A 26,000-nucleotide genomic window follows, 5' to 3' on the forward strand; every position below is an offset into this window, starting at 1 on the left:
TCTGCGTGGCGGGACAGGGCGGCGTGCACGGCCACGCCCTGGGCCACGGGCAGCAGCGCTGTCAAATAGGTCATGGTGTCCGGGGCCGGGCGCAGGCTGACGTGCCGTTCGGTCACGGCGCGGGCGGCGCGGCGGGTGACGGAGGCCGGGTCACGTCGGTACGCGGCCGCCCGGGCGGCGGCGATGACCGCACGGTCTCCGGCACCGTTGAGGGTTCCGGTGTCGGGGGCCAGTTCGGCGTCGACACCGGCGCGGTCCACGGCAGTGAGGCAGGCGGTTTCCTTCACCAGCAGCGTCGCACGCCATTCGTTGAGTTGTCCGGTCTCCAGGGCGGCCAGGGTCCGGGGCATCTCCACCACCAACGCCCGGGCCAGGCCCAGGAGGCGGGAGCCTTTGGCCGGGGATTCCCGCCTCGCCAAGGCCACCTGCGCGCCGACGCCTTTGCCTTGCTCCGCGGCAGGAACACCCAGGTTCGCGTGGGCACGGCGCCGGGCAGTGTCGAACGCAACAGTGATCCGGGCCTGCGCCCCGGCAATCGCGGACTTCAAATCCTCCAACAGGCGCAACTGAGCAATCAACTCCACACCCGCCCCCGCGTTAGCGGTGGTGGCGGTGATGTCTGGGTCACTAGTGCCGGTGCCGGTGGCGGTGGCGGTGGTGCCGGGCTCATTGGTGCTGGTGGCGGGGATTTCGGTGGTATCGGTCAAGGCGGTGTGGGTGCCGGGGCGGAACGCAACCACCGCCGCGATCGCCGCCTCGATCAGGACGAACGGATCTGCACCAGGAGCAGGACGGGGATCAGTCCCGGGAAGAGCGGCGATCGGCGACCCGGCACCACGAACGGCAGCATCACGGCTCCTGTCATCGCCCGAAGGCATGTCCGCCCGCTGCTGCGTCGGCAAAACCGATCCCCCAATCCCGTCCATAACCAAAGCCTTCCAGAAGGCACCGACAAAATAAGCCCCGCCCGACCCGCGGCGGTTCTTGTTTGAAAAACCGGCTCTTGTTTTCAAAACCGGCGCCTCAAGCGACGGGACCGCGGCCGGCGTCGTCGACCTGCGTCACGCGAACAACCACCCGGATACGCGCCGGCCGCAAGCTGCCGCGTCCGCAAACCCGTTCCCTCCCGGTCCCGTCCATGCTCAAAGCCATTCAGAAGACCCCGACAATAAGAGGACCCGCACCACCGCGGCAGTTCTTGTTCGGCATTCCGGCGCTTCAAGCGACGGGATCGCGCCCGGCGTCGCCCACTCTTGCGTTGGGCGAGCCATTAACCGAAGACGTGCCCGTCTTAAGCTGCCGCGTCGGCAAATCCGCTCCCCCAATCCCGTCCGTAAACAGAGCGGTCCACGGGCCCGACATCAAAGGGCCACCCCCACCTGCGGCAGTTCTCGTTTTTCATTCCGGCGCTTCAAGCGACGGAATGTGAATCAAGCGCTGGGGCCCCGAAAATGACCCGCCGCGGATTCCGCTAAATGCACGTCGGATAGGCCCCGGGACATCGCTGAATATGTCTCAGTTAAAGCTCTAATGGCTCCTCTGGCAGGCCTCGCCTGGCTACTCCTCGTCCGCCATCACGACAAACGCTTTGGGGACGCCGAAGAGGCCCGTCGAGCTGACTGGGATAAGCGCGGACGCCAACTTTGAGGCGCAGACGGCCCGCATCAAAACGCGGTCGGCCCGCACTTGAACCCCGACGGCGGGGGTGCCGCTTCTCGTGGAAGCCGCTCGTCGCTCTCGATCCCCGCTTCCCACCAGCGGTCTGCGCGTAACTTGCAGATTCTCCATGGCGCTCCTGTTCTTCAGCGCTGCGCTTAGTCGCCCGCGGGGCGGAGCTGGATGGTTTCCTCGGCGTTGATTCCGGCCTGAGTTCGCGGCCGCGTTCGGTTTCGGCGCCGAGTTCGGCTCCGAGTTCGGCTCCGAACGCAGGGACATGTTCAGGCTCCAAAGCCAAAGGAGCATCACGATCACACCGCCGATGGCCCCGTAGGTTTTGTTGTAGTTGGCGGAGCTTGCCACAAAGAAACCGAATCCCAAGGAAGCCAGCACAAAGATCGGCCAGCGATCAAAAACGAGAAATAAAAATAAGCACGCTTAGTATTTGAGTAAGGTTGACCATAACGCTCCTTCCCGCAGTACTCCACACGGGACGGGGCATGTTGCTGTGTGCCTCGTTCCGCGGATAGAGTCAGGGTGGGTTATGCAGCCGGCCCTCGGAACTCTTTCCACGGAGTGATCCTTGATCCGCAGTATGCCGTACCCATTTCCCGCCGTCGTCCCCAATTATCGTGTGGCTGACCGGCACTCCGCCGCAACCACGGTGGTAGCCGGACGATGAATGCCTTCCTTGCTTCTTGCCTCAATGGCGAGATGGATCCCGTCGTCGGACTCGAGCGATTGTCGGACGAAGACCTTGCCGCTTTGGCAGACGCCCTGTTCAGGCACCTCGACGCCGGTGAACCCGAGTTTGGTGCCCAGTCCTGGTACGACTCCGTCAGGGAAGAAATCGCTGCCCGCCGAGCCGGTGCCGAACTCGCCGAAGTGATAACACCCGAGCCGGACCTGGCCGGGTAAGCGGACCGCGCGCGCCGAGGGTCGCCGTCGTAATTCCCGACGCAAGCCCACAAGCGGCGCGCTATTCCTCAGGCATCAAAGGCGCGTGATGCCCATTGAGGGCGGCTCCGGCGGGAACCGGCACCTGGCGGTCGGCGAGTTCGCGGACTACTACCTTCAACTCCTGCCGGAACATCGATACATCGATGGGTACGTCCGCCAGGACACGCTTCTCAGCCTCGGCAGCGCGCTCAAGTGCCAGGCTGCCGTCGTTCGTCATAGAGACGACGTGCACCCGACGGTCCTCGGAACTGCGACGGCGGGAGATATGGCCGTGGACTTCAAGCCTGTTGAGGGTCTGACCCATAGTTTGGGCCTGTACCCGCACGATCTGGGCCAGCATGGTCTGCGTGATGGGGCCCGTGACGGCAAGGACTTCCAGGGCGATAACGCCAGCGTGGGTCAGGCCGATTGCCCTGAGGTTTTCATCCCAGGAATGTTCCACGAGCCGGGCCGCTGTAGAAAGCAAGCGCCCGGTGGGCCAACGCTCAATGTCCGGCATATCCCCCATTGTACGCGCACTCGGATTTTGACCCGGCGGCCCGGTCGGCGGGCGGCCGGATGGCTTGCTCCGGCGGGCGCGCCCGCTAGTGGTTTTGAGTACGACGGCGGCGCTTGAGCCAGGCGGTCGCGCCCCACAGCGCGATGATCAAGCAGGCGACCGCCACAATCTCCCGCCACCACACGAATGGCTGCCACAAGCCGAAAATCAGGGCCCAGACGACGAGTACACCGCTCACGTCGAGTCGAGGGGCCCTGATCTTCATGAATGTCTCCTTAGGTGTTCAGCACTGCCGAATCCCAACCCTACCCCGGTAGCGAACCGTCCCGCCCACTACCGTGAGGGCGACCGAAGCGGTCAGCAGCGAGTCGAGTCCGGCGTCGAACGGGTCGGTGTCCAAAACCACGAAGTCGGCGAGCATACCCGCGGCGAGGCGGCCCAATTCGTGGTCCCGACGGCAGGAGTAGGCGGCGTCGCGCGTGGCGTGGCCCAGGGCATCGGCCAGGGTCAGCGCGTACTTCGGGAGGTTGGCGGGCAGGCTTGGATCAAGCGCGGATTTGCGCGTCGTGGCGATGTACATGTTCGGCAGGGGTTCATGCGGTGCGGTGGGGGCGTCCGATCCCAGCGCGAGGGTGGCCCCGGCGTCGGTGAATTCCGTCCAGGGGTAGGCGCGGTCCACGCGGTGGTCGCCGAGCATTGCGCGCCAGTTTTCCTGGACGGCCGGATCGGCGTGGACGGGCTGCATCGACGCCACGACGCCCAGGCGGGCGAGACGCTGGATGCTCTCTTCCGTGACCGTCTCCATATGCTCGATCCGGTGCCGCCGATCGTTCGGGCCGTTGACGCTGTTGGCGTACTCCAAGGCGTCGAGCGCTACCTCGGACGCGAGGTCGCCGATCGCATGGATGGCCACCTGGAGTCCCTCGGCATCGGCGGCGGCGACCACCGGATTCAGATATTCCGCGGGCCAAATGAGGTCCGCGTTGCTGCCGTCGGAGTACGGCTTCTTCATGGCGGCAGTGCACCCGTCGATCACGCCGTCGGCGATGATCTTGATCCCGACAACCCGCAGCCAGGGCGTATCGATCTCCCGGCTTAGCTCCGCGGCACGGGCCACTTGCGCAAGATTCTCCTCCTGGTTTCCGCTCGGGGCCACGAGCCAGTGCGCGTTGACGCGCAACGGAAGCGTTCCTTCCCCGCGCTTGAGGAGCCGCAGCAAGGCGGCCAACTCGTCCTCGCCAAGCGCCATGTCGATCGCGCCGGTGACGCCTGTGGACAAGTAGTGTTCGAACGCCGTGGCCATGCGCTCATCGCGCTGCTGGTCTGTGGTCAGCGACGCCAGCTTCGGCCACGCGTAGTGGTGCATCGCGGTCTCCTCAAGGAAACCGGTGGCCTCGCCCGTCTCCGGATCGCGCAGGATCCTGCCGCCGATCAGGTCCGGGGTGTCCTTGTCGATGCCCATTTCGGCCAGGGCCGCGGTGTTGACCCACATCGAGTGGAGGTCGTTCGCGTCCAAGTACACCGGGCGGTCGGGTACGACGGCGTCAATCATCGCCGCGGTCGGCGCACCGCCGGGAATGGCCGAGAAAAGCCAACTCGTTCCGAGGATGCGCGGCGCGTCCGGGTTTGCAGCTGCGTATTCTTTGATCCGCAGCTGGATCTCCTCGAGGTCGGCGGCGTCGCGCAGGCCCACTTTCTGCATTGTGGCGCCCATCATTTCCAAGTGGGTGTGGGCGTCGATGAAGCCGGGCAGGACGAACGCTCCCCCGAGGTCGACGACGGCGGCAGGACCCGCCGGATCGGCAGGAGCCTCCGCATCAGCTGCAACCAGGCGAAGGGCCTCCGCCTCGCTGCCCACGAAGGCGAGCCTGTCGCCGTCGACGATCATGGCTTCGGCGACGCCAGCGGCAACTTCGGCGGTGAAGATCCTGGCGTTTCGGTACAGGGTGCGTGTGCTCACAAGAATTCCTTCTCTGGACGATTGCTTCAGCTAGACGGCTGCTGCGTGGTGGACGTTGATGGCTGGTTCCTGTGCCTCAGCGCGGGCGCGTGCCTCGACGCTCGCGGCCACGCGGGAGACCAGCACGAAGGGAACCAGGAGGATGAAACTGAAAGCCGAGAGGATGGCGGTCAACGGAACATAGCCCAGGGCCTCGGCAACAAAGGTGCCGAACAACGGCGCAAAGGCGGAGCCGATCAGGTAAGTGCCGCTCAGCGCGGCCGACCAGAATCCGCGGGCGTCCAAGGCGACTGCAACCGAGACCACGTACATGAACGCCAAGGCATATACCGTGTTCCAGGCGATGATCACCAGCATGTACCAGAACGGATCATTGGTCAGGCCCGCGGCAAACTTGAGGCCGCCACCCAGGAGCAGCAGGACGATCAAAGTGGGTGTCCTGCCGAGGCGTTCGCCCGCGTAACTTACCACCGCACCGAAAACCAGGCCACCCGCCGTCGAGATGCTCAACATCAGCCCGATCTCCTGGTCGCCGATCCCGGCATGGGCGGCTCCCATGGACCCCGCGACGGCCCACAGTGAATCCTCGCCGACCGCCCAGAGTCCGAAGCAGGTCAGGAGGCTCACTCCGGCGATCATCACGCGGCGGGATGCGCCCGCGGCCTGGCCCGGCACTGGCGGCTTGACCGCTTCAGGCGAGCGTCCGACGTCGGACCCTCCGTTCCTGGGCACGGAACCGTCCCCAGCGGTGTCCGGCATCCACCCCGCGGTGGCGGCGAACGCGAGTGCAAGGATCGCGAGGAGGCCGAAGGCACTCAGCATTCCGACGCCGAGCAGCGGAATGAGGGCCAGCACCACCGTGACGATGGCCCGGTTGGCGAGTCCGCTGATGCCGGACATGCGGTTCGGGTTACGGAGGGCCGCGAGCGCGGCCCCGCTGGACGAGATGGCCCCGCCGCCGCCAAGTCCGCCGAGGATGATCCCGGCGATGGCCAGCGGAGTCACGGGAACAAGGGCGGCGATGCCGAATCCGGCGGCCGAAAGCAGGAGACCGATGCGGGCAACAGTGCGCCTGCCGCTCAGGGCTGTCCAGCGGGAGGTCAGGAGGCAGGATATGGCGGTGCTCAACAAGCACGCAGTCATGACTGTTCCTGCCTCAGTGGGCGTGAGTCCGTGTTGGTCGACGAGCGCGATGATCATGAACGGCACGAGGTTGGCGGCCATGAAGCCGACGACGCCGATGCCGAAGGTCGAGATTCCGCGCCTGGCGGTCAGGGCTACCCGGCCTGCAGAGTCTTGGGGAGGGGAAGTGTTCAAAGGAATCTCCACGTCTTGGGGGTCGCACCGTTGCGACTCTTCGCCGTGGCCAGTGAGGAACGGATCACTAACCGAAAGGCTTTCGTTTTAGTATCCACGCAAATGACCTACAACACAACTGTTCGGTAAGAGGGAGACGCCGGCCCTACCTTCGGCCGGCCCTGTCCTTCCGCAAGCGCAGGCCCTCGATCAACACGTCAAGGCCGAATTCGAAAGCCGTTTCGGCCCTGTCCGCTAGCTCCGAAACTCCATCCACGGCGCGCCCCAAAGCCGAATCGTTCCCCGGCTCCACCTCCCAGACGTTGCCCGGAGCTGCCAGGTCCAACGCCGCCCCGAGGGCGAAACTGTCGATCATCGCGAGGGCCGAGCCGACGTCGGCCCCGGCGAAACCCGCGTCCTCCAAAGCCGAAGCCATCCGCTCATACAAGGCGATGACATGGGCGTGCCGGACGGTCTGCATGACCAAGAGGGGTGCCGTTCGGGGATGCCGCGCAAAATTCTCCCGGTAGGCACGGATCTCGGACCGCAGCACATCCTCCCAATTGGCGTCCGCTGGGAGCGGTAAGGGTTCGCCTTCCGTGATGCGGCCCCGGACCAACTCCAGGATCTCTTCCCGCCCGGACACATGGTTGTAGATGGACGACTGGCTCACCCCGATCCGCGCGGCCAATTTGGGCAGGCTGAAATCGCCGGTCTCGTCAATGAGTTCCAGGGCCGTTGTGACAACGGCGTCAAGGGAAATCAACGGTTTGAGCGGGCGCGCCATGGCGGGGTCTCCTTGGGTGGGGTACCACCAAGCTATCAGCGGAGCACCACGGGGAAATCCTTACAGGCCAAGGTCCTTTTCCGCGGTGACCCAGTTGCGGGCGATGGCTTTCTGGGCGTCGGCAAGCGTGACTCGGTGGGAACAGACCGCTTTGTTCAGGCGCGTCTCGATCGCGTCTTTCGGGTTGGTGGTCCCCGGAGCCCCTTCGCGGTTCGGTTCGGGCCACAAGTTGGAGACGGCGTTCGTGCCGCCGAGTTGAAGGCTGATGAGGTGGTCGTACTCGGTGGAGGACGACGGTGCCAGGCCGTATTGCTGGAGGCTCAGCTTCTTGACCTTGTCAGTGTCCGAGACGGGGGCCCGGACCGTGGTGGTGTACCCCGACTTGCAGATCGTGCTGCTGATATTCGCCTCGGTCACGGCCGGATCGATGGCGCCAGGCGTGCACGATGCGTCCGGAAGGATCTCGCCTTTCACGGCGTCCAGGATCCGCACCTTGCATTGGTTCGGAGTGAGGGTGAGGTCTCGGCTGACCTTGTCCGGAGAGTGGATGGCCTTCGGCGCGCTTCCCTGCGCCACCGCCGCGTCGGGGACGGCAGCCGGTCCGCTGTCCCCCGGCTGGACGGGCTCGACGTCGTCCCCTGTGGCCGCGTCCGGCGTCGCGCTAGCGGTGGCCGTGGCAGGGGACGCCCCCGAGATCGCTTGGGCTTGCCGGCCAAGGTACCAGAGGCCTGCCGCAACGAGGATCCCGATCAGGATGGTCGTGAGGAGGACTCGGGTCTTGCTTGTGAAAATCATGGTTCCTGTCATGGGTGGTGGGCCGGCCTCCCCTTTCTACCGTCGAACCACGGGCTGGTCCGTGAGGCGCGCAGGCAGTCCGGGCAAGCCGACTGATGACACCCCTGCGGACGGCGCCCATACTGGGATCATGAGCGTCAAGACCCGCCGCACAGCGGAGGGCGCCGCTGTTGCCACCCCGGACACCACCGCCCCGATCGCACCGACCGCCCCAACCAGCGGCCCCATCTCGCGCGAGGAACTGCAGCTCGCTTCGCGCAACCACGCCCTGCCCCTGGAGATGCTCAACTGGCCCATCACACCCGTGGGCATGCACTACCTCCTGGTGCATTTCGACGTTCCGCATATAGATCCCGTCTCGTGGCGGTTGAACATCGGCGGCCTTGTGGACCATCCCCACGAATACACGCTGCATGACCTCCAACACCGCGAGCGCCGCACCTACGCCGTCACCATGGAATGCGCCGGCAACGGCCGTTCGCGCATGGAACCCCGGCCTGTGAGCCAGCCGTGGGACCAAGGCGGTGTGGGGACGGCCGAGTGGACGGGAACTCCCCTGGCGCCGTTGCTGCTCGACGCCGGTGTCTCGCCGGACGCCGTCGAACTCGTCTTCACGGGGGCGGACCGCGGGATCCAAGGCGGCGTGGAGCAGCAGTACGCCCGCGGCCTGTCCGTGGCGGACGCAATGTCCGACGACGTGTTGCTCGCCTACGAGGTCAACGGCCAGGCCTTGCCACCGCAGCACGGCTACCCTGTCCGGCTCCTGGTTCCGGGATGGTACGGCATGACGAGTGTCAAATGGCTGCGGTCGGTCGAGGCGATCGACCACGGTTTCGATGGCTACCAGCAGCTCCGTTCCTACCGGTACAGCCAAAGCCCGGACGACCCCGGTGAACCGGTCCAGCGGATCAAGGTCCGATCGCTCATGGCCCCGCCCGGCATTCCGGATTTCTTCACGCGGCAGCGCACCGTGGACGCCGGGCCGGTCCAGCTCAGCGGCCGCGCCTGGTCGGGAAACGGGACCATCGAGACGGTGGAAGTCTGCGTGGACGGGGTGTGGGAGCAAGCCCAACTCCAGGCGCCGGCCGGCCCGTATGCCTGGCGCGGTTGGACCTTCACCTGGATCGCCACACCGGGCACCCACGAGCTCGCGTGCCGGGCCACGGACTCTATGGGCGGGACCCAACCCGACGCCCCGGAATGGAACTACCTGGGCATGGGAAACAACGACGTCCAACGGATGACCGTGACGGTCCGGGAGTAGTAAATGGGCGGCAATACCAAGAGCAGCACCGACTACGATTTTTTGACCGTCTGGCGCGTCGCAGCTACCCCGCGCGAGGTAATGGACATCCTGGGCGACGTCGGCACCTTGCCCCAGTGGTGGCCGTCCGTGTACTTGAGGGTGGTGCCGTTGGACCCCGGAACCCCGGACGGCACGGGCAAGGCGTTCTCATTGCATACAAAAGGTTGGCTGCCGTACACCCTCAAGTGGCGGCTCACGGTCACCGAACCGATCACCGAGCGCGGTTTCGCGATCTCCGCGAGAGGCGACCTGAACGGCGTCGGGCGCTGGACTTTCGAACAGGACGGGCCGGAAACGGTGGTCACCTACGATTGGCGCGTCAGCGCTGCCAAACCCCTTCTCCGGCGGCTAAGCTGGCTGCTCAAGCCCGCCTTTTCAGCGAACCACCAGTGGGCTATGGCGCAAGGCCGGGAGGCGCTGGCGCTTGAATTGCGACGACGGCGTCCAGGCGCGGACCCCTCGAAGGTCCCCCGCCCGGCACCACCCACTTTTGCAAGCCGATACCGCTGGCCAAGGAGCACAACGCATGCCTGACAACAACAAAGGGGAAGTCCGCTGGTTGCCCGAACCCGAGGACCAGGACTACCCGGCCGCGGCGAACTACCTTTCCATGCTTGAGTCCGACGACGTCGTTGCCACGGTGGTCGCCGCTTTGCAGTCCGCGCCGATCGTGCACCGCAAAGCGAAGGACATCCTGCGGGCCGCGAGGCTCGCGCTGCTTCCCGAAGACAACGCCCACGTGGCCTCGGACCTGAAGAAGATCAAAGACGGCAAGAAGCTCTCGCCGATCCTGCTGGTCAAGGGCGACCTCGCCCGCGGCATTCCCGCCCAAGTGGCCGATGGCTACCACCGGGTGTGCGCGAGCTATTACACGGACGAGAACACGGACATCCCGCTCAAACTGGCAGACGCGCCGCGATAGGAGGAACGCGTGTCCTTCTTCCAGCTGTCGCTGATCGCCGCAGTTGCGCTCCTAGGGCCTTTGCTGGCGCTTCCGCGAAAATGGCACTTGCCCGTGGTGTTGGGGCAACTGCTGGCCGGTATCGTGATCGGGCGTACGGGTTTCGCCCTGGTGAACTCGTCCGATCCCACGTTTACCTTCATGGCCGACGTCGGGTTCGCGCTCATCATGTTCGTCGCCGGAACGCACGTGCCCGTGCGGGACAAAGCCATCCGTCCGGCGCTGGGGAGCGGAGCGTTGCGTGCCGGCGTCGCAGCGGTGCTGGCGGTCGCCGTCGGAATCGCCATCGCCTTCGCCTTCGGCACCGGACATGCCCCTCTTTACATCGTGCTGCTCGCGTCGTCGTCGGCGGCCTTGGTCCTGCCGATTGTCGATTCCTTGCGGTTGGGCGGACCGAAAGTCCTCACGACGACGGCGCAGGTCGCCATAGCCGATATCGCCTGCATCGTGGCGCTTCCGCTGGCCGTGGACCCGCCGAATGCCTTGCGCGCCGCGGCAGGAGCGGCCGTCGTCGCCTTATGCGCGGCCGTCCTGTTCTTCGTGCTCCGTTGGCTGGAAACCAGCGGCACAAGGGGACGTGTCCATGACGTCTCCGAAGACCGGAAGTTCGCCTTGGAATTGCGCGTCCAGTTGGCTTTGCTGTTCGCCCTCGGCGGCTTGGCGGTTTCAGGCCACGTATCCATCATGCTGGCCGGATTCTCCTTCGGCCTGGTGGTCTCGGCGGTCGGCGAACCGCGGCGCCTTGCCCACCAGCTCTTCGCGGTGAGCGACGGTTTCCTGGGACCGGTGTTCTTTGTGTGGCTGGGCGCGTCGCTTGACCTCCGCACCCTCGCCGGCAGCCCCCGAATGATCCTCCTCGGCATCTGCCTGGGCTTCGGAACACTCTTGGTGCACGGCGCATTGCGGGCGCTTGGCCAGCCGCTCCCCCTCGCCATCCTCGCAGCCTCGCAATTGGGAGTACCCGTCGCTGCGGCGACCATCGGCACGCAACTGCACTTGCTGGAACCCGGAGAAGCCGCCGCCATGATCCTGGGAGCCCTCATCAGCATCGGCGCAAGCACGCTCGCCGGTTCCCGGGCTGCCCGCACGTTCTCGGATGCAAAGCCTGACGAAACGGGCAAGGGGACCGTGGCCGGGACGGCGGGCGGCTCAACAGCAACGGCCTGAGTTTCGCAACTACTAGAATTGACGGCTTGACCGGCGGTCTTGAACAGTCGATCATCATGAGACCGCTAAAAAGGGAGGAACCGTGCACGCTTTGCCTGTCCGCGCGCCCTTCCATGCCTTGCGTTCGGGCGCGATGGCCATCACGATGGTGTCCTTGGCGGCAGCCGCGCACGTTTTCGCGGGCGGTGAGCTTCCGTCCGCGCCTGTGCTGCTGGCCGTCATTGCTTTAACCGGGCTCGCCACGACGCTGGCTACCCGGTTCAAACTCGGTTTCCTGGCCGTTGGCACCCTCCTGGGAGCCAGCCAGTTCGCCTTGCACGAAGCCTTTACGGCTTTCAGCCCCATCAAGGTCGCTGCTCCCGGTCCGGAAAGCCACCATTCTTCCGGCGAACACCTGCTTTCCGGGCTTGAAGCGGGAGAGGCCCGCCTCCACGAACTCGATACTCCCCTGAGTTGGCTCATGCTTGGTGGCCACGTCCTTGCGACGGCCGCTTCCGCGCTGCTCTTGGCGTGGGGCGAGAAGGCCCTGTGGCAATTGGAGGCGTGGCTCCGTCCCCTTTTCCAGCTCATTCGGCTGGTTTTCAGGCCCGACGCCGGGACCGCACCCCGCGTACTCGGCTCACCCGACGTTTTCATCCCCCAACCCTGGCGGAACCTCAGGCAAGACAGTAGGCGCGGCCCTCCCGCCGTCGTCGTACTTCCCTGACTCCGCCCGGCACCGCCTCCAGGTGACGGGCTCCATCACCCGCACTTTGGCGCGCTTTCGCGCGCTGCCTGAAAGGCAACCCACCCATGAAAAAGTCATCGCTCCGCCGTACCCTTTCCGCAACCGCAATCGCCGGCGGAACCGCAGCCCTCATGATGGCCGGCCTCGCCGGCGCCTCCGCGCACGTCTCGATCAATCCGGACAAGACCGCGGCGAACTCGTACGCTTTGCTGACGTTCGGCGTCCCGCACGGCTGCGACGCCTCGGCCACCACGAAGGTGACCATCAACCTCCCCGACGAACTGACGGACGCCACCCCCACGGTGAACCCGAACTGGACTGTCGAGAAGGTCACCCAGACGTTGCCTGAGCCGAAGAAGCTGGCGGACGGCACGTCCATCACCAAGCGCACCAGCCAGATCGTCTACACCGCCAAGACGCCGTTGGATCCGCACTTGCGCGACGCCCTGGTCCTGTCGGTGAAACTGCCTGATGCCGCGGGAAAGACCATCTATTTCCCCACCCTGCAGAACTGCGAACAAGGACAAACGAACTGGGCTGAAATCCCGGCCGCAGGCCAGGATCCGCACTCGTTGAAAGCACCGGCCCCGTCGGTCGCCATTACTGCGGCCGCCGCTGCAGATGGACACGCGGCCACTGCCGTATCCACCACTGCCGTTTCAACCGAGCAGATGGCTTCGGTGAGCGACGACGGTTCCCAGGCACGTAGCTGGGCCGGCCTGGTCGCCGGCGTCGCAGGGCTTGTGCTCGGAGCCGCGGCCTTCTTCCGCAAGCGGTCCGCCAAGGTGCCGGCGGCCAAGTAGCGAGTCCGCTGGAGGGCGCCCGGAACATTACGATCCGGGCGCCAATCCCGCGGCACTACCGCGCCGCAGTTGACTCCGGCAAGTGACGACGACAGGCTGTGCGCATGACGAATATGCAAGTCAAGAATGGTCTCCTGCTCACTGCGGCAGTGGCTTCTGTATTCCTGCTTTCGGGCTGCTTCCAGAGCCAGTCCCAATCCGGGCCGTCAAGCACGGCGAGCGCAACCCCGTCGAGTTCCCCGTCCGCTTCGTCCTCGGCGAGCGCGACCACCTCGGTTGCCGGCTCTCCCTCATCCAGCCCCACCACCTCGATGGCTGGCGGCCCCGGCCTTTGCAAGGCAGCCTCGCTGACGGCCAGCCTCGATTCGAAGGGCGGCGGAGCCGCGGGCAGCGTCTACATGAAGCTCATCGTGACCAACACGGGCACTGACTCGTGCGTCTTGAGTGGCTACCCGGGCGTCTCGCTGACGGCATCGCCTACCGGGGATCCGATCGGTGCCGCCGCAACGCGCGACGATTCCGTGCCGGTGACGGACGTGGTCCTTGCACCAGGGAAGACCGGAGTAGCCCAGCTCCGCTACACCCAGGCCGGCAACTACCCCGACTGCACCCGCACACCCGCAGCCGGCTACCGCATCTACCCGCCGGAGGACACCGCGTCCCTGTTCGTCGCGCAACAACAGGACGCTTGCAGCAACTCCACCATCAACTTGCTGAGCGTCCAGGCCTTCCAGGCGGGCTGAGGGGCCTTATTCTGTCACTGCCTTGGGGCATGATGGAGGAATGCAGGAGAGTGGTTCACTGAACGGTCCTGGCGTGTCCGCCATGGACCGGTTCAGTCGTGCCACGCGTGAGTGGTTCCTCGGCGCGTTCTCGGCGCCCACTCCTGCACAGGACGGTGCCTGGCGCGCCATTTCGTCCGGTTCGCACGCCCTGGTAGTGGCGCCTACCGGTTCAGGCAAGACGCTCGCGGCGTTCCTGTGGGCTTTGGACAGGCTGCTTTCCACGGTGCCTGCCGTCCCCGTGGACAGCAAAGGCCCGAAGCGCAAGACCCGCGTCCTCTATATCTCTCCCCTGAAGGCGCTCGGCGTGGACGTCGAACGCAACCTCCGTTCGCCCCTCATCGGCATCACGCAAACGGCCAAGCGGCTCGGGTTGCCGGCGCCCCTGGTGAGCGTCGGCGTCCGTTCGGGAGATAGAACGACGGCGGATCGCCGCGCGCTGCTCAGCCGCCCGCCGGACATCCTCATCACCACGCCCGAATCGTTGTTCCTCATGTTGACTTCGCGGGCGCGCGAGACGCTCAGCGAAGTAGACACCGTGATCGTGGACGAGGTCCACGCCGTTGCGGGCACCAAGCGCGGCGGTCACTTGGCAGTTTCCTTGGAGCGGCTTGATGCGTTGCTGCCGAAACCTGCGCAGCGGATAGGCCTGTCGGCCACGGTGGAACCGCGGGAGCTCGTGGCGCAATTCCTCGCCGGTTCCGCTCCCGTGGAGATCGTCGCTCCGCCGTCCCGGAAGAACTGGAACCTGGCAGTCAGCGTGCCTGTGGAGGACATGTCGGACCTCGCGGGCGCGGCCGGTGCTTTCGATTCCGGGCCTGCGTCCGGGCTCCAGCCACAAGCGTCCATCTGGCCGCATGTGGAGGAAAAGATCGTCGACCTCGTCTTGTCCAAGCAGTCCACTATTGTCTTCGCGAACTCGCGGCGGCTCGCGGAGCGGCTCACGGCCAGGCTGAACGAGATCTACGCGGAGCGCCAATTGATGGCGCTGGATGTGTTCTCCACGGCGGCATTGGAATCGACGCCGCCTGATTTTGGACCACCAGCTTCAACAGCGACTCCAGCGCACATGATGGCTCAAGCGGGGAGCACGAGCGGCGCAGACCCCGTCTTGGCTCGGGCTCATCACGGATCCGTGTCAAAGGACCAGCGCGCCCTGATCGAAGACGACCTCAAGTCCGGGCGCCTGCGATGCGTCGTGGCCACATCTTCCCTCGAACTCGGCATCGACATGGGAGCGGTGGACCTGGTGATCCAGGTCGAGTCGCCGCCGTCGGTGGCCAGCGGACTGCAGCGCGTGGGCCGCGCAGGCCACCAAGTAGGTGAAATCTCCGAAGGCGTGCTCTTCCCCAAGCACCGGGCAGACCTTGTGCATACCGCCATCACGGTGGAACGGATGTTGGGCGGCCGGATCGAACGGCTCCATGTTCCCGCGAACCCCTTGGACATCCTCGCCCAACAGACCGTGGCCGCCACTGCCTTGGGAAGCATCGACGTCGAGGAATGGTTCGCCACCGTGCGCCGCTCCGCGCCGTTCGCCACCCTGCCCCGTTCCGCGTTCGACGCCACCCTGGACCTCCTCGCAGGGCGGTATCCGTCGGACGAGTTCGCCGAGCTCCGCCCGCGCATCGTGTGGGACCGGAATGCCGGGACCATCGAAGGGCGGCCAGGGGCGCAACGCCTTGCCGTGACGTCCGGAGGAACCATCCCCGACCGCGGCCTTTTCGGCGTCTACATCATCGGAACGGAAGAGGACAGCGCACAGGCACCCGGTTCGACGTCGCGCGCTGCAAAAGGCGGCCGGCGCGTCGGTGAGCTCGACGAAGAAATGGTGTACGAATCCCGGGTGGGGGACGTCTTCGCGCTCGGCGCAACCAGTTGGAAGATCGAGGACATCACGCACGATCGTGTGCTCGTTTCGCCGGCTTTCGGGCAACCAGGAAAGCTGCCCTTCTGGAAAGGCGATTCCCTGGGCCGGCCGGTGGACCTGGGCCGGGCGCTCGGCGCGTTCGTGCGCGAACTATCCTCCTCGGACCAAGGTCCGGCGCTGGAACGCTGCAAGGCCAGCGGACTGGACGACTACGCCGCCAACAACCTGCTCCAATACCTGAACGAACAGAAACAAGCCACGGAAATTGTCCCCAGCGATCGCACGCTCGTGGTGGAACGGTTCCACGACGAACTCGGCGACTGGCGCGTGGTGCTGCACAGTCCGTTTGGCATGCCGGTCCATGCTCCGTGGGCACTCGCCGTGGGGCAACGGCTCCAGCAGCGCTACGGCCTGGACGGTTCCGCCATGGCTGCCGACGACGGGATTGTGCTTCGCGTCCCGATGATGGAAGACGAACCGCCCGGTGCCGAGTTGTTCCTCTTCGAGCCGGAGGAACTTGAGCAGATCGTTACCGCAGAAGTAGGCGGCAGCGCGCTGTTTGCTTCCCGCTTCCGTGAATGCGCTGCCCGGGCCCTCTTGTTGCCAAGGCAGAACCCGGCGAAAAGGCAACCACTCTGGCAGCAAAGGCAGCGTTCGGCACAATTGCTCGATGTCGCGAGGAAATACCCTTCCTTCCCTATCGTTCTCGAAACCGTGCGCGAATGCCTGCAGGACGTCTACGACCTCCCGGCGCTGAAAGACATCGCCGCGTCGATTGAGCGACGCGAACTGCGCCTCGTCCAGACCACCACCCAGCAGCCGTCCCCCTTCGCCAAATCCCTTCTATTTGGCTACGTTGCGCAGTATCTGTATGAAGGGGACTCGCCGCTCGCGGAGCGCCGGGCAGCCGCACTGGCCCTCGACTCCACGCTCCTCAACGAGCTCCTCGGCCGGGTGGAGCTGCGCGAGCTCCTCGATGCCAAAGTCATCGAAGCCACCGAGCGCGAACTCCAGCGCCTCACTCCCGATCGGCGCGTCCGCGGTATGGAAGGCGTTGCGGACTTGTTGCGCCTGCTGGGGCCACTCAACCCGGAAGAGGTCGCCGAGCGGTTGCAGGCCGAGGACGGAAACCCCGTGTCGCCGACGGTCGCTTCGGAGCACCTCGCCGCCCTGCGCAAAGCCAACCGCGCCCTTGCCATCACCCTCGGCGGAACCGAACGTTTCGCCGCCATCGAAGACGCGGCCAGGCTCCGGGATGCAATCGGCGTTCCCCTGCCCATGGGCGTTCCGCTGGCCTTCATCGAGCCCGTTCATGATCCACTCGGCGACCTCGTCTCCCGCTACGCCCGGACCCACGGACCCTTTACGGCAGAGGAGGCCGCCACACGGCTGGGACTCGGAGTCGCCGTCGTAAGCACCGCGTTGAAACGCTTGGCGGCCGACGGCAGGGTGGTGGAAGGCGAGTTCCGTCCCCATCCGAGCGTACCGGACGGGAACGTGGCAGTGCCGCCTGCTTCGACAGAGATTCCCGCCGTGCTGGACCTGCCCGTCGTTCCTCCGGGAGTCGAGTGGTGCGACGCCGAGGTCCTTCGCAAGCTCCGGCGCCGTTCCTTGGCAGCCTTGCGCGCCGAAGTGGAACCTGTGGACGCTTCCGCGTACGGGCGGTTCCTGCCCGCGTGGCAAAACGTCGCGGTTCCGGCCGCGGGCCGTCCCGGTTCTTCCGGTGGCCGGGGCGCTTCGGCCCTCCGTGGCCTGGACGGCATCATGACGGTGGTTGACCAACTCTCCGGAGTGCCGATTCCGGCGTCGGCGTGGGAGCCGTTGGTCCTCGCCAGCCGGGTGTCGGACTACCAACCGGCCATGATGGACGAACTCATGGCCGCCGGGGAAGTCGTCTGGTCCGGCGCGGGGTCGCTGCCCGGAAATGACGGATGGATCAGCCTCCACGTGGCCGAAGCCGCCGAACTCACGCTCAATCCGAGCCCCGACTTCGAACCCGGCGATGCCCAGTTGCGCCTCCTGGAATACCTGCAGTCCGGTGGCGCCTACTTCTTCCGGCAGCTCACCGAGGTTGCCGGCGGAATGGACGCGGTGCTGAGTGACAGCGCCGTAGTTGCCGCTTTGTGGGACCTGGCGTGGGCCGGACGCATTACGGGCGATACCTTCGCTCCCGTACGCGCGATGATTTCCGCCGGCCGCACCGCGCACAGGCAGCCTTCCCGGACACCGCGGGCCAGGTCGCTGCGGATGAGCAGGCTCGGACGCTCTCACGGGACCGGCCTGATGGGATCACCGACCGGTGCATCGCCCACTCCCCCGGTAGCCGTCGGACGCTGGTCGGCACTTCCCACTCCCGCCCTCGACCCCACGGTCCATGCGCGCGGCACCGCGGAACTGCTCCTCGACAGGTACGGCGTCGTGACCCGCGGTTCCGTGATGGCGGAGAACATCCTCGGCGGATTCGGGCTGATGTACAAAGTCCTGGCGCGGCTCGAAGAAGTCGGCCGCTGCCGCCGCGGCTACTTCATCGAACACCTTGGCGCCGCCCAATTCGCCGTGCCCGCAACAGTGGACCGCTTGCGCTCCTTCACGGAAGATGCCCAGCTCGCCAAAGCCGAGCCCGTCGCCTTGGCATTGGCGGCCACGGACCCGGCCAATCCGTATGGCGCCGCCCTCCCGTGGCCTGCCCAGGCCGTGGACGCAGGTTCAGGCCACCGGCCGGGTCGCAAGGCCGGGGCTTTGGTGGTGATGGTCGACGGCGCGCTGGTCCTTTACGTCGAACGCGGCGGAAAGACGCTGCTCACCTTCACCGATGACGCCGGCGTCCTGGCGGCAGCCGCCGCTGCCTTGGTCGGCGTGGTCCATCGGGGAGCCGTGGACAAGCTCATCATGGAGAAAGTGAACGGCCACGACCTCCTGGACACTCCAGTGGCCGCAGCATTGACCGCGGCCGGGGCCTACTCCACGCCGAAAGGATTGAGGATCCGTGCCTGAAGTAGTGGTCCGTGCCTGAGGGCGATTCGGTATGGCGTGCCGCCGCGGAACTCCACAAAGCCCTGGCGGGCCAGACGCTCACGGCCTCGGACTTCCGCGTGCCCCGCTTCGCCACCCTGAACCTGACCGGATGGACGGTGTCAGAAGTGGTGCCCAGGGGAAAGCATTTGCTGATGCGCTTGCTGGAATCCGGCGAGGCCGGGAATGACGGGAGGCGTACGCTGACCATCCACTCGCACTTGAAGATGGAGGGAAGCTGGCAGGTCTACGCTCCCAGCGGCCGGTGGCGGAAGCCCGGCCACACGGCCAGGTGCGTCCTCCGCACGGCGACGGCCGACGTCGTCGGATTCTCCCTGGGGATCCTGGAAGTGATCCCCACAGCGGACGAGGATCACGTGGTCGGACACCTCGGACCGGACCTCCTCGGCCCTGATTGGGACATGGAGGAGGCCGTTCGGCGCATCAAAGCCGCTCCGGATATTCCGATCGGGCTGGCCCTCCTGGACCAGAAGAACCTCGCGGGCATCGGGAACATCTACCGTTGCGAGTCGTGCTTCCTGTCCGGGGTCCATCCTGCGGCACCGGTCTCGGCCGTGCCGGACCTGGCCGGGTTGCTCGCCGACGCCAAGAGACTGCTCGAGGCCAACCTCGGTTCAGCGCGGCGGGTGACGCGCGAATCTCCCCTGCGCGGTGTTCGCGGGGTTCCGCGCCCCGGCTACTGGGTGTACGGCCGGGAACATCAACCGTGCCACCGCTGCGGCACACCCACCCACCGCGGAATGCTCGGACCCGCCTCCGGGATGGAAGACCGCGTCATCTACTACTGTCCTAGGTGCCAGCCGGTTCCGTGACCACAGTTTCTTTGGAGCTGCGGGAAGCCTTCTCCGGGACCGTGAACAGCGGCAACAGCAACTGCACGGTAGGACCGATAGCCAAGGCGTAAACCACGGTTCCTATTCCGACGGATCCGCCGAGCAGCCAGCCCACAGCCAGGACAACCACCTCGATCAGGGTCCTGGACAACCGCACGGACCAGCCCGTTCGGCGGGCAAGGCCGGTCATGAGCCCGTCACGGGCACCCGGGCCGAGACGGGCCCCGATGTAGCAGGCCGAGGCGATGCCGTTCAGGACCACTGCCCCGGCGAGCATGGCGATCTGCCCTCCCATGTGCGAAAACGCGGGAATCAAGGCCAAGCCGATGTCCGCGAAGACCCCCACAAGAACAGCGTTCGCGAGCGTTCCGAAACCGGGCATTTGCCGCAACGGGATCCAGAGAAGCAGCACGAGGAAGCTCACGACCACCACCACGGTGCCGATGCTCCACCCGAGCTTCCCAGCAAGTCCCTGATGGAACACATCCCAAGGATCCAAGCCGAGGCCGGCCCGGATGAACATGGCCAGGGAAACGCCGTACATAGCGAGGCCAATGAGGAGCTGGGTGATTCTGCGGGTCATCATGCTCACCATGATCGTCGAGAACTGGCATTGCTTTCCATAGCCAGTTTGCAATACTGGTCTTATGCCCGGCTCCCTTAACCCCACAGCTTTGGTACGCCTCCTTGGTCCATGGAGCACCGGCGCCGCGCCCGCGTACCGCGAGCTTGCCGACGTCGTACGCCTTTTAGTTATGGACGGACGCATTCCCCTGGACGTCGCGCTGCCCAGCGAGCGGGCGCTCGCGGCCGCGCTGGACCTCAGCCGAACCACGGTCACGGCCGCCTACGCGAGCTTGCGCGAGCAAGGATTCCTCTCGGGCGGCCAAGGCAGCCGGGGCCGGACAGGCATTCCGCACCGCGCGGCCCCCATCAGCGGGCCAGGACTAGCGGTTCCGGATGGCATCCTGGACCTCGCCTACGCATCGTTACCCGCGACGGGCGAGGTGGTGCACCGGGCTTTCGCCGACGCGTTGCTCGACCTGCCGGCCCTGTTGCCGGGCTTTGGATACGACGCCGTCGGGCTCCTGCCTCTGCGCGAGGCGATCGCGGAGCGTTATACGGCAGCCGGCGTCCCCACGTCCGCCGGGCAAATCCTGGTGACGTCCGGAGCGCAGCACGCCTTGAACATCGTCCTGAAAACCCTCGCCGGCCGGCAGCAAAAAGTCCTCGTGGAACATCCGAGCTACCCGAACGCGCTCGATGCGATCCGCGCGTCGGGCTCCCGCGCCGTGCCGGTTCCGATGCCGCATGCGGCGGGCTGGGACATCGACGCCATGGTGGCGGCCATGCGCCATCAACGGCCGGCCATGGCCTACCTCGTACCGGACTTCCACAACCCCACCGGGCGGATCATGTCCAATCTCCAGCGCCGAAGGCTGGTCCGTGAAGCTGCGGGAACCGGCACGGTCCTGGTGGTGGACGAGACCATCCGGGAACTCAACCTCGACGGCGTCAGCACCTCGCCGCTCGCGGCGTTCAGTCCCGCCGTGGTGTCCATTGGCTCGCTCAGCAAGTCCCACTGGGCCGGCCTCCGCACCGGTTGGATCCGTGCGGACGAAGAACTGATCAGCCGGTTCATCCAAGCCCGGACCACCATGGACCTGGGCGGGCCGATTGTCGAGCAGTTGGCCGCCGCGCGGCTGGTCCGAGCGTTCACCGAACCGCTCGACGCCAGGCTTGCGGAGCTTCGACGCAACCGGGAATCCCTACTGGAACTCCTGGCCGAGCACTTGCCCGAGTGGCAAGTGGAACGTCCCCGCGGCGGCCTTACCGCCTGGTGCAGGTTGCCAACCCCGTCCAGCACTGCCCTGACCGTAATAGCCCCCGACTTCGGGGTGCGGCTCGCAGCCGGCCCCCGGTTCGGGATCGGCGGGGCTTTCGAGCACTTCATGCGCGTCCCGTACACGCTGCCGCCGGCCCGGCTTGAAACTGCAGTGCTGGCGTTGCGGGACGCCCAGGCCAAGCTTGACGCTTCGCCGCAGCTCCGGCGAACCCTCAAGGCCCCGAAGGAAGTGGCGGCTGTGGCGTAAAGGTCGCTAAGCCACCGGAGCCGCTGGGGCCGCGCTTGCTGCCCGACGCGATCCCATCCGTTGCTTGGCGGTGTTGCTGCCCGGGCCTACCGGGACATGCGAGGTCGCCTTGGCGAGGCCGAACAGCGGCATGCCGTTGTAGACCACTTCGATTCCCGACGCCGGGACCTGGTAAGTCTCGTGCCACACCCCGATGTCGCCGCTGCCCGATACCTCCTTCATGAAACTCCGCCACGGTGCCAGGTGCGGGGATTCCCTGTCCGCGGCGAAACGCCTCAAATGTTCAGGGCTCTCCCAATAGCTGAGAAGCATGGTGGTGCGCCCGAACCACTGCTCGCAGCCCAGCATTCCGGACTCGGGATGTTCCGCGAGATGCCGCAGCATGGTGGGCATCTCCGACGCCACGCGCATCACCTTCCCCACCTTCCACCAACGGTTGGCCCGCATTCCAATGAGGAAAACGGTCACTGATTCACGTCCAGCGTCCGCCGTGAAGCGGCCCGGAAAGATTTCCTGCGCCATGACTTGCCCCTGCCTTGTTGCTCCGAATTGGTTTCATAACGTCGTTACAAAACAACGTTATGAAATAATGGAGGACATGGCAAGACCTGTATTGCACGACGATTCCCTCAAAGAGCGGCTGCTCGACACCACCGCGGACCTCGTCCACCGCATGGGCCCGGCACGAGTCACCCTGCGCGAGGTAGCCGCGGAAGCCGGGACGTCCACCACGGCCGTCTACTCACTGTTCGGCGGGAAGTCCCAGCTGCTCACCGCTGTCGTGGACAACGGCTTCCGCTCCTTCGGCGACGCGCAACGCAGCGCGTCCGGAGGCGGTCTTCGCGGCCTCGGCCTCGCATACCGGGAGTGGGCGCTGGAACATCCGACTTTGTACCGGCTCATGTTCGGCGGGACCCTTGCCGCCTACGTGGACTGCAGCCCGACGCCGGCCGTCGCCTCGGACGCGATGGCTCCCCTCATCGAGGCGGTCACCTCGGCGCAAAACGCCGGCGCCATCCGCGACTTGCCCACTGAAACCGTTGCGGTCGCCATCTGGGGCCAGGTCCATGGCCTGGTTAGCCTCCAACTCGCGGAACTCGGCGCTCCCGGCACCGACTGGGACGCCTTCTACTCCGAAGCCATCGACGCCATCGCCCGTGGCTGGGCATAACCACGACGCACAAATTGACCCAGGATGCGGAAATGCCCTGGCGCTACCGGAATTCCAGTAGCGCCAGGCCATTCGCGCGTCGCTGAGCAGGTCCCGCGTCGCTAGGCGTAGACCTTCTCGAGGAATCCGCCCCATGCCTTCGTAGTGGCGTCGGAGTCGCCGTGGCCACTGAAGTCGTGCACCGTCATTCCCACCGGAGCACCGAAGGAGTTCCGGCCGAAGAAGCGGTAAAGGGTATCGGCGGTCCGCAGGCCCAGGAAGTACTGGTTGGAGAAGTCGACCTCGCCACTCAGCCGCCCCACGCCGTCGACGTCCACCTCGACCGTTTCGCCCTGCGCAGCATCGTCAACACCCAACGCCTTCTTGAGCTGGACGAATCCGTCCGGCGACTGCGAGGCAGCCGGACCCTGGATGTCCGTGAAGACCACGGGCTTTCCGTCGAAATGCTGCAGGTACTGGCCCAGGGTGTGGAGGTAGAACTCGGTGTGCTTGCTGGCGCCGTCGTATTGCTCATCCCAGTTGTCGGCGAAGATTCCGCTGTGGATGTAGTGCAGCTTGGCGCGGCCGCCGTCGAGCGGTTCGAGTACGTGCTCCAACTGGTTGAACCAGCCGTCCGGGCCTTCCATGCGCGACACCAAGTGAGAGGGGTATTCGTCCACGGTCTTCACGGCTGGCCACTGGTCCGTGGGGAACATCCAGGCAGGAGTGTCCGCGGTGATGGCCTGCCATACGCGTTCGGGGGTGCCGGGCAGCTCAGTGTCCGCCACGATTTCGAATTCACGGTTGCTAGTCATTGTCCTGTTCCTTTTCTGGTGAGTGCTGCATGTTTTCCTTGAGTGCCGGATGGAGTACGACGACGAGACGGTGCTTGCGTGCGCCGCTCGCTGTCGCGTCGGCTCCGCCGTCGTGATACTTGTCCACGAGGCGGGTCACCGCGACGCCGAGTTCCTCGGCAAAAGCGGCACGGTCCGCCGCCGAGCGGAAGGTGATTTCGCCGTCGATCGCGAAGCTTGCAAGCTTCTTCTTGGCCGCGGCTGCTCCCGCGATCAGCTTGCCCATCTCCTGGACTGTCCTCGCGGCGAGCGCCAGGAGCCAGAAGGCGGAAAAGCGATCCGAGAACCGGCGCGGATCAGGCGCCACCGACGCGAGTGCCACCGGCGAGATCAGGTACGAGGCCGCCGTCGCACGCAGGACGCGTTCGGTGACGTTGCCCTTCCTTCGCTCCTCGACCAATTCCACGAGGCCGTGCCGTTCGAGGGCTTTGAGGTGGTAGTTGACCTTCTGCCTGGGCAGGCCCACCTTGGTGGACAACTGCGTGGCGGAAGCGGGCTCGGCGAGCTCCTGCAGGATGCGGGTTCGGATCGGGTCCAGCGACGCTTCGGCCGCCGCGGGGTCCTCGATCACTTCGATGTCCAACATGCTTCAATTGTGCCTACCGACAACTTTTTTTGTCAAGAATTTTTTAATTGTCCGTTGAGTTGGAAGGACAACACAGCCAGTATCCGTGCAGTCAGCGAAGGAGTACCCTGCGGTTATCCCGTCCGTGAGGTGCATGATGAGGGTCAATATTCCGCCCACCGAGTCCGGAGCCGATCGCCCAAAACGGCGTCCCAGCGGGCGGATGCGGGCCTGGGCAGTCCGTCACCCGGCCCTAGCCACGCTGTGCATGGCAGCAGTCGTTGCGCTTGTGGGCGTTGCCGTCCGTTTCGGCGACTCCCAATCCTCGGGTTCGGCCGACAGGCCCGCAGCAGATGCGGGCATTTCGAAGATCCAACATGTCATTGTCATCATGCAAGAGAACCGCTCGTTCGACAGCTACTTCGGCACGTTCCCCGGCGCAGACGGGATACCGATGCAGAACGGCTCCCCCGCTGTGTGCGTACCGGATCCGGCCCATGGTTCCTGTGTGAAGCCGTACTACGACCCCTCAGACCGGAACTCCGGCGGCCCGCACAGCCAGAACAACGCCAAGGCGGACATCGACGGTGGAAAGATGGACGGCTTTATTGCGCAGGCCGAGAAAGCCTCGTCGAACTGCGCTCCGAATGCCCCTGCCTGCGCCGGCGGCAACCAAAGCGACGTGATGGGCTACCATGACGCCCGCGACCTGCCCAACTATTGGGCGTACGCCAAGGACTTCACACTCCAAGACCACATGTTCGAGCCCAACTCGTCCTGGAGCCTGCCCGCCCACCTGTACATGGTCTCGGAATGGTCGGCGAAGTGCAGCCGGGCCGGCGACCCTCAATCGTGCGTGAATGCCCTCCAGAATCCGGCCAACCCTCCGGACTTCACCACCTCGATCCAGTCCACCCTCATCGGCAAGTGCCGCGCCGGCCTGCAGACCAAAGCCTGCCAGGACGCTTTGTCCGCGATCGGGATAACCCCCGACCTCGCCGCGCAACTGCACACCCTCATCACGCAGAACTGCGCAGCCTCCGATTCCTACGCGAGCTGCCAAGCGGCGATCGATAAGGCTTCCCTCCCCGAAGCCCTCAAACAAAGACTCCTGGCTGCCGCCAATCTGCTCGCACCACCGGACTATGCTTGGACCGATCTCACCTACCTCCTGCACAAGCAGAACGTGCCCTGGGCCTACTACGTCTTCAACGGCACGGAACCCGACTGCCAAAATGACGAAGCCATGACCTGCGCTCCCGTAGCCCAGAACGCGAAAACACCGGGCATCTGGAATCCGCTGCCCTACTTCGACACCGTGAAGCAAGATGGCCAGTTGGGTAACATCCAGTCCCTGAGCAACTTCTACGACGCTGCCAAGAAGGGCACGCTCCCTGCCGTGAGCTGGATCGATCCCACCGGAGCCGTCAGCGAACATCCACCGGCACTCATCAGCACCGGGCAGGCCTACGTCACCGGCTTGATCAACGCGGTCATGGCAAGCCCGGATTGGGGCAGCACCGCCATCTTCCTTTCGTGGGATGACTGGGGCGGTTTTTACGACCACGTCGTTCCGCCAACAGTGGACGAAAACGGTTACGGCCTCCGGGTCCCGGGAATAGTCATCAGCCCTTACGCCAAGCAGGGCAACATCGACCACCAGGTGCTCAGCCACGACGCATACGCCAAGTTCATCGAAGACGACTTCCTCCACGGGCAACGCCTTGACCCGGCCACGGATGGACGGCCCGACCCCCGGCCAGACGTCCGTGAGGACAACCCCCTGCTCGGCGACCTGGTAAACGACTTCGACTTCAACCAGCCGCCCATCAAGCCCATCATTCTTCCCGGCGCAGCCACGTATTAGTGCAGCCACGTACTAGGGCCGGCGATGGTCGCAGTA

25 protein-coding genes are annotated in these 26,000 nt (G+C 65.6%); 13 read left to right on the forward strand and 12 right to left on the reverse strand.

The features are described from left to right. A partial coding sequence (locus E1809_RS21625; RefSeq protein WP_235835716.1) for a DUF222 domain-containing protein occupies window positions 1-926 on the reverse strand: 926 nt, incomplete at its 3' end. 631 nt (window positions 927-1,557) lie between these two features. Then, window positions 1,558-2,049, reverse strand: a complete 492-nt coding sequence (locus tag E1809_RS28055; RefSeq protein WP_407921060.1) for a hypothetical protein — start codon at window positions 2,047-2,049, stop codon at window positions 1,558-1,560. A 321-nt stretch (window positions 2,050-2,370) separates the two neighbouring features. On the opposite strand from E1809_RS28055, the gene E1809_RS21635 reads away from it, so the two are divergent. Beyond that, on the forward strand, window positions 2,371-2,574 hold the full coding sequence (locus E1809_RS21635; RefSeq protein ID WP_133206312.1) for a hypothetical protein: 204 nt from the start codon (window positions 2,371-2,373) through the stop codon (window positions 2,572-2,574). Between the two features lie 61 nt (window positions 2,575-2,635). Here E1809_RS21635 and E1809_RS21640 read toward each other — a convergent pair whose 3' ends face one another. From E1809_RS21640 to E1809_RS21665, 6 genes are all read right to left on the reverse strand, one after another. Then, window positions 2,636-3,115 (reverse strand): MarR family winged helix-turn-helix transcriptional regulator, encoded by a 480-nt coding sequence (locus tag E1809_RS21640; RefSeq protein ID WP_133206313.1) that lies wholly within the window; start codon window positions 3,113-3,115, stop codon window positions 2,636-2,638. Between the two features lie 85 nt (window positions 3,116-3,200). Continuing rightward, window positions 3,201-3,380 (reverse strand): hypothetical protein, encoded by a 180-nt coding sequence (locus tag E1809_RS21645; protein ID WP_133206314.1) that lies wholly within the window; start codon window positions 3,378-3,380, stop codon window positions 3,201-3,203. Between the two features lie 18 nt (window positions 3,381-3,398). After that, window positions 3,399-5,075, reverse strand: coding sequence for an amidohydrolase (locus E1809_RS21650; protein ID WP_235835717.1), 1,677 nt, complete (start codon window positions 5,073-5,075; stop codon window positions 3,399-3,401). 30 nt (window positions 5,076-5,105) lie between these two features. Next, window positions 5,106-6,392 (reverse strand): MFS transporter, encoded by a 1,287-nt coding sequence (locus E1809_RS21655; protein ID WP_205754293.1) that lies wholly within the window; start codon window positions 6,390-6,392, stop codon window positions 5,106-5,108. 145 nt (window positions 6,393-6,537) lie between these two features. Continuing rightward, window positions 6,538-7,158, reverse strand: a complete 621-nt coding sequence (locus E1809_RS21660) for a TetR/AcrR family transcriptional regulator C-terminal domain-containing protein (RefSeq protein WP_133206316.1) — start codon at window positions 7,156-7,158, stop codon at window positions 6,538-6,540. Between the two features lie 60 nt (window positions 7,159-7,218). Beyond that, complete coding sequence (locus tag E1809_RS21665) at window positions 7,219-7,953, reverse strand: hypothetical protein (RefSeq protein ID WP_133206317.1); 735 nt, start codon at window positions 7,951-7,953, stop codon at window positions 7,219-7,221. A 130-nt stretch (window positions 7,954-8,083) separates the two neighbouring features. Between E1809_RS21665 and E1809_RS21670 the strand changes: the two genes are divergently transcribed. From E1809_RS21670 to E1809_RS21710, 9 genes are all read left to right on the forward strand, one after another. Continuing rightward, on the forward strand, window positions 8,084-9,217 hold the full coding sequence (locus E1809_RS21670; RefSeq protein WP_133206318.1) for a sulfite oxidase: 1,134 nt from the start codon (window positions 8,084-8,086) through the stop codon (window positions 9,215-9,217). Between the two features lie 3 nt (window positions 9,218-9,220). Next, window positions 9,221-9,793: an SRPBCC family protein gene (locus tag E1809_RS21675; protein WP_133206319.1), complete on the forward strand. Its 573-nt coding sequence runs from the start codon at window positions 9,221-9,223 to the stop codon at window positions 9,791-9,793. Continuing rightward, window positions 9,786-10,181 (forward strand): hypothetical protein, encoded by a 396-nt coding sequence (locus tag E1809_RS21680; protein ID WP_133206320.1) that lies wholly within the window; start codon window positions 9,786-9,788, stop codon window positions 10,179-10,181. Before E1809_RS21675 ends, E1809_RS21680 begins: the two co-directional genes overlap by 8 nt. Before the next feature lie 9 nt (window positions 10,182-10,190). After that, window positions 10,191-11,387 carry a cation:proton antiporter gene (locus E1809_RS21685; protein WP_133206321.1) on the forward strand — a complete coding sequence of 399 codons (1,197 nt, stop codon included), beginning with the start codon at window positions 10,191-10,193 and terminating at the stop codon, window positions 11,385-11,387. A gap of 82 nt (window positions 11,388-11,469) precedes the next feature. Next, on the forward strand, window positions 11,470-12,093 hold the full coding sequence (locus tag E1809_RS21690) for a hypothetical protein (RefSeq protein WP_235835718.1): 624 nt from the start codon (window positions 11,470-11,472) through the stop codon (window positions 12,091-12,093). An 86-nt stretch (window positions 12,094-12,179) separates the two neighbouring features. Continuing rightward, a complete protein-coding gene (locus tag E1809_RS21695) occupies window positions 12,180-12,917 on the forward strand; it encodes a YcnI family copper-binding membrane protein (protein WP_133206322.1) in 738 nt (245 codons plus the stop codon). Window positions 12,918-13,021: 104 nt separating this feature from the next. Further along, the gene (locus E1809_RS21700) at window positions 13,022-13,660 is read left to right on the forward strand and encodes a DUF4232 domain-containing protein (RefSeq protein ID WP_133206323.1); all 639 of its coding nucleotides are present in this window, start codon (window positions 13,022-13,024) and stop codon (window positions 13,658-13,660) included. A gap of 40 nt (window positions 13,661-13,700) precedes the next feature. Further along, entirely contained in the window at window positions 13,701-18,563 is a 4,863-nt protein-coding gene (locus E1809_RS21705) for an ATP-dependent helicase (RefSeq protein WP_133206324.1), read from the forward strand. Between the two features lie 11 nt (window positions 18,564-18,574). Next, the gene (locus E1809_RS21710) at window positions 18,575-19,414 is read left to right on the forward strand and encodes an Fpg/Nei family DNA glycosylase (RefSeq protein ID WP_133206325.1); all 840 of its coding nucleotides are present in this window, start codon (window positions 18,575-18,577) and stop codon (window positions 19,412-19,414) included. On the opposite strand, the gene yczE is transcribed toward E1809_RS21710, so the two are convergent. Beyond that, entirely contained in the window at window positions 19,392-20,021 is a 630-nt protein-coding gene (yczE, locus tag E1809_RS21715) for a membrane protein YczE (protein WP_133206326.1), read from the reverse strand. The two genes, E1809_RS21710 and yczE, sit on opposite strands and share 23 nt — an antisense overlap. A gap of 61 nt (window positions 20,022-20,082) precedes the next feature. Here yczE and yczR point away from each other — a divergent pair, with 61 nt between their 5' ends. Next, window positions 20,083-21,528, forward strand: coding sequence for a MocR-like transcription factor YczR (yczR, locus tag E1809_RS21720; RefSeq protein ID WP_133206327.1), 1,446 nt, complete (start codon window positions 20,083-20,085; stop codon window positions 21,526-21,528). A 6-nt stretch (window positions 21,529-21,534) separates the two neighbouring features. On the opposite strand, the gene E1809_RS21725 is transcribed toward yczR, so the two are convergent. After that, window positions 21,535-22,050 carry a DUF4188 domain-containing protein gene (locus E1809_RS21725; RefSeq protein ID WP_133206328.1) on the reverse strand — a complete coding sequence of 172 codons (516 nt, stop codon included), beginning with the start codon at window positions 22,048-22,050 and terminating at the stop codon, window positions 21,535-21,537. A 76-nt stretch (window positions 22,051-22,126) separates the two neighbouring features. Here E1809_RS21725 and E1809_RS21730 point away from each other — a divergent pair, with 76 nt between their 5' ends. Continuing rightward, on the forward strand, window positions 22,127-22,699 hold the full coding sequence (locus E1809_RS21730; RefSeq protein ID WP_235835719.1) for a TetR/AcrR family transcriptional regulator: 573 nt from the start codon (window positions 22,127-22,129) through the stop codon (window positions 22,697-22,699). Between the two features lie 101 nt (window positions 22,700-22,800). Here the strand turns inward: E1809_RS21730 and E1809_RS21735 are convergent, their stop codons facing one another. After that, window positions 22,801-23,493, reverse strand: coding sequence for an SRPBCC family protein (locus tag E1809_RS21735; protein WP_133206330.1), 693 nt, complete (start codon window positions 23,491-23,493; stop codon window positions 22,801-22,803). After that, window positions 23,486-24,118, reverse strand: coding sequence for an ArsR/SmtB family transcription factor (locus E1809_RS21740; protein WP_133206331.1), 633 nt, complete (start codon window positions 24,116-24,118; stop codon window positions 23,486-23,488). Before E1809_RS21740 ends, E1809_RS21735 begins: the two co-directional genes overlap by 8 nt. A gap of 247 nt (window positions 24,119-24,365) precedes the next feature. Between E1809_RS21740 and E1809_RS21745 the strand changes: the two genes are divergently transcribed. Beyond that, window positions 24,366-25,964: an alkaline phosphatase family protein gene (locus E1809_RS21745; protein ID WP_235835720.1), complete on the forward strand. Its 1,599-nt coding sequence runs from the start codon at window positions 24,366-24,368 to the stop codon at window positions 25,962-25,964. Window positions 25,965-26,000: the final 36 nt, after the last annotated feature.

Source organism: Arthrobacter terricola (assembly GCF_004354015.1).
Classification (GTDB): domain Bacteria; phylum Actinomycetota; class Actinomycetes; order Actinomycetales; family Micrococcaceae; genus Arthrobacter; species Arthrobacter terricola.

What these genes read in the sequence shown, in the direction of transcription:
- E1809_RS21635 (WP_133206312.1), top strand. Translation starts at nt 2,371, where the DNA reads ATGGATCCCGTCGTCGGACTCGAGCGATTGTCGGACGAAGACCTTGCC.
- E1809_RS21640 (WP_133206313.1), bottom strand. Translation starts at nt 3,115, where the DNA reads ATGCCGGACATTGAGCGTTGGCCCACCGGGCGCTTGCTTTCTACAGCG.
- E1809_RS21645 (WP_133206314.1), bottom strand. Translation starts at nt 3,380, where the DNA reads ATGAAGATCAGGGCCCCTCGACTCGACGTGAGCGGTGTACTCGTCGTC.
- E1809_RS21660 (WP_133206316.1), bottom strand. Translation starts at nt 7,158, where the DNA reads ATGGCGCGCCCGCTCAAACCGTTGATTTCCCTTGACGCCGTTGTCACA.
- E1809_RS21665 (WP_133206317.1), bottom strand. Translation starts at nt 7,953, where the DNA reads ATGATTTTCACAAGCAAGACCCGAGTCCTCCTCACGACCATCCTGATC.
- E1809_RS21670 (WP_133206318.1), top strand. Translation starts at nt 8,084, where the DNA reads ATGAGCGTCAAGACCCGCCGCACAGCGGAGGGCGCCGCTGTTGCCACC.
- E1809_RS21675 (WP_133206319.1), top strand. Translation starts at nt 9,221, where the DNA reads ATGGGCGGCAATACCAAGAGCAGCACCGACTACGATTTTTTGACCGTC.
- E1809_RS21680 (WP_133206320.1), top strand. Translation starts at nt 9,786, where the DNA reads ATGCCTGACAACAACAAAGGGGAAGTCCGCTGGTTGCCCGAACCCGAG.
- E1809_RS21695 (WP_133206322.1), top strand. Translation starts at nt 12,180, where the DNA reads ATGAAAAAGTCATCGCTCCGCCGTACCCTTTCCGCAACCGCAATCGCC.
- E1809_RS21700 (WP_133206323.1), top strand. Translation starts at nt 13,022, where the DNA reads ATGACGAATATGCAAGTCAAGAATGGTCTCCTGCTCACTGCGGCAGTG.
- E1809_RS21705 (WP_133206324.1), top strand. Translation starts at nt 13,701, where the DNA reads ATGCAGGAGAGTGGTTCACTGAACGGTCCTGGCGTGTCCGCCATGGAC.
- yczE (WP_133206326.1), bottom strand. Translation starts at nt 20,021, where the DNA reads ATGATGACCCGCAGAATCACCCAGCTCCTCATTGGCCTCGCTATGTAC.
- yczR (WP_133206327.1), top strand. Translation starts at nt 20,083, where the DNA reads ATGCCCGGCTCCCTTAACCCCACAGCTTTGGTACGCCTCCTTGGTCCA.
- E1809_RS21725 (WP_133206328.1), bottom strand. Translation starts at nt 22,050, where the DNA reads ATGGCGCAGGAAATCTTTCCGGGCCGCTTCACGGCGGACGCTGGACGT.
- E1809_RS21730 (WP_235835719.1), top strand. Translation starts at nt 22,127, where the DNA reads ATGGCAAGACCTGTATTGCACGACGATTCCCTCAAAGAGCGGCTGCTC.
- E1809_RS21735 (WP_133206330.1), bottom strand. Translation starts at nt 23,493, where the DNA reads ATGACTAGCAACCGTGAATTCGAAATCGTGGCGGACACTGAGCTGCCC.
- E1809_RS21740 (WP_133206331.1), bottom strand. Translation starts at nt 24,118, where the DNA reads ATGTTGGACATCGAAGTGATCGAGGACCCCGCGGCGGCCGAAGCGTCG.
- E1809_RS21745 (WP_235835720.1), top strand. Translation starts at nt 24,366, where the DNA reads ATGGCAGCAGTCGTTGCGCTTGTGGGCGTTGCCGTCCGTTTCGGCGAC.